The 1324-nt window shown below is 61.5% G+C and carries 1 protein-coding gene; it reads left to right on the top strand.

All coding sequences use genetic code 11. From position 1 onward, the window contains the following. Nucleotides 1-1324 (top strand): carbamoyl-phosphate synthase large subunit (carB, locus tag MDHKLMBL_RS20645; protein ID WP_104272567.1); only part of this gene is annotated, 1324 nt, incomplete at both ends.

Here is a 1324-nt window from a genome sequence, read left to right on the forward strand (position 1 = left end):
CATTCTGGAAAAGCACGGCGTGGAAATGATCGGCGCCAACGCCGACACCATTGATAAAGCCGAAGACCGGGACCGCTTCGACAAGGCCATGAAGAAGATCGGCCTCGAGTGTCCGCGGGCCACCATCGCCCACTCCATGGAAGAAGCCTGGAAAGTGGCTGACGACATCGGCTTCCCGTGCATCATCCGCCCGTCTTTCACCATGGGTGGCTCCGGCGGCGGTATCGCCTACAACCGCGACGAATTCGAGGAAATCTGTACCCGTGGTCTGGATCTGTCCCCGACCAACGAACTGCTGATCGACGAATCCCTGATCGGCTGGAAAGAGTACGAGATGGAAGTTGTCCGGGACAAAAACGACAACTGCATCATTGTCTGCGCCATCGAGAACTTCGACGCCATGGGTGTGCACACCGGTGACTCCATCACCGTGGCCCCGGCCCAGACCCTCACCGACAAGGAATACCAGATCATGCGGAACGCCTCGTTGGCAGTCCTGCGTGAAATCGGTGTGGAAACCGGCGGCTCCAACGTGCAGTTCGGGATGAATCCGGACACCGGCCGCATGGTCGTCATCGAGATGAACCCCCGTGTGTCCCGCTCCTCGGCGCTGGCCTCCAAGGCCACCGGCTTCCCGATCGCCAAGGTCGCGGCCAAGCTGGCGGTAGGCTACACCCTGGACGAGCTGCGCAACGAAATCACCGGCGGCGTCACCCCGGCTTCGTTCGAGCCGTCCATCGACTACGTGGTCACCAAGATCCCCCGTTTCACCTTCGAGAAATTCCCCCAGGCCGACGCCCGCCTGACCACCCAGATGAAATCCGTGGGTGAGGTCATGGCCATTGGCCGAACCTTTCAGGAATCCCTGCAGAAAGCCCTGCGCGGCCTGGAAGTGGGCTCCGAAGGCTTTGACGAGAAACTCGAAGACCTGGATTCCGAGAATTCCCGGGAAACCCTGACCCGCGAACTGAACGTGCCCGGTGCCGACCGCATCTGGTACATCGGCGACGCTTTCCGGGCTGGCATGACGGTTGAGGACCTGCACGAGCATACCCACGTGGATCCCTGGTACCTGGTGCAGATCGAGGACCTGATCAGGGAAGAGCAGGCGCTGAAGAGTGCCGGCAAGGCCGACATTGACCAGGCCACCCTGTTCCGTCTCAAGCGCAAGGGCTTCTCCGATGCCCGCCTGGCGAAACTGCTGGGCATCTCCGAGGTGAGCCTGCGCAAGCTGCGCCACGATCTGGATATCCGCCCGGTGTACAAGCGCGTGGATACCTGCGCCGCCGAGTTTGCCTCCGACACCGCGTACATGTACTCCACC

The sequence above is a fragment of the Marinobacter flavimaris genome, assembly GCF_002933295.1.
In the GTDB taxonomy this organism is placed as follows: Bacteria; Pseudomonadota; Gammaproteobacteria; order Pseudomonadales; family Oleiphilaceae; genus Marinobacter; species Marinobacter flavimaris.